Raw genomic sequence first — 1,242 nt, forward strand, 5'->3', positions numbered from 1 at the left:
CGCCTCCCCCGCACGCCGCCGCTCCCCACCCGAGGAGTGACATCGCGAATTCACAGAAAAGTCAGAGATGTCGATATTCGTGGACTTTTCTTCGACCCTGACTTTCGCGTCCGTCCGGGTGCCAGTGTAGATTGGGCACCTTCCGATGAGTGGGACGACGCTGCCGCTCGCGCCGGATGCCTCCAAGGGCCGGTCGCTGGGTAAGTATGAGGTTCTCAGCCGCCTATCCACGGGCGGGATGGCGGAGATCTTCCTAGCGTCGCAGCGGGGACTCGCCGGCTTCCGCAAGTTGGTGGTGCTCAAGCAGATTCTGCCGGACATCCGAGGCGAGGAAGAGTTCATCCGGATGTTCCTGGACGAGGCCAAGGTGACGGCCGCGTTCAACCACCCGCACATCGCCCAGGTGTTCGACCTGGACATCGCCGAGGGCGAGCTGTTCCTGGCCATGGAGTTCGTGCCGGGGGCCACGCTGGTGGAGGTGGCGCGCGCGTGTCGGCAGGCCAGCCACCCCATCCCCGTGGGCTTCAGCCTGATGGCGGTGCGGGACACGGCCGTGGCGCTGCACTACGCGCACACCTTCACGGACCCGCTCGGCCACCCCTCGCCCGTCATCCACCGGGACGTGGCCGAGAAGAACATCATGGTGACGTACGAGGGCGTCACCAAGCTGTTGGACTTCGGCATCGCCAAGAGCCTGGCGCGCGCCAGCCGCACCGCGGTGGGCATGGTGAAGGGCACCAGCGGCTACATGTCGCCCGAGCAGATCATGGGCGAGCCCCTGGATGCCCGCAGCGACTTGTTCAGCCTGGGCGTGGTGCTGCACGAGCTGCTCACCGGCATGCGGTTGTTCTACGCGAAGCAGGCCGAGGCGATGATGAACGCGGTGCTGAAGTGCGAGGTGACGCCGCCTTCACGCGCCAACAAGCAGATACCGCCGGAGCTGGACGCCATCGTCCTGCGCGCGCTGTCGAAGCGCCGTGAGGACCGCTACGCCTCCACGCTGGAGTTCGCCCGCGCCCTGGAGCGCGCGGTGGGCCCGCTCATCTGGCACCCCGAGCAGAGCAGCGAGGTGATGCGCCGCCTCTTCGCCGACCGGCGCGAGCAGACGCGCCAGTTGCTCATCGCGGGCCCCACGGGCGACACCACGGGCGAGACGAGCGTGGCGGCGATGCTGGCCATGGGCGGCTCCAACAGCGTCCCCGAGGCCCCCGAGCCGCCCACCGTCAACACCAACTCCGGCCC

General features: G+C 68.0%; 1 protein-coding gene. It reads left to right on the top strand.

The features are described 5' to 3' along the window. Positions 1-145: 145 nt before the first annotated feature. On the top strand, positions 146-1,242 hold a 1,097-nt coding region (locus HR086_RS46930; RefSeq protein ID WP_174468919.1), incomplete at its 3' end, for a serine/threonine-protein kinase.

It is taken from the genome of Myxococcus sp. CA039A (genome assembly GCF_013336645.1).
GTDB lineage: Bacteria > Myxococcota > Myxococcia > Myxococcales > Myxococcaceae > Myxococcus > Myxococcus llanfairpwllgwyngyllgogerychwyrndrobwllllantysiliogogogochensis.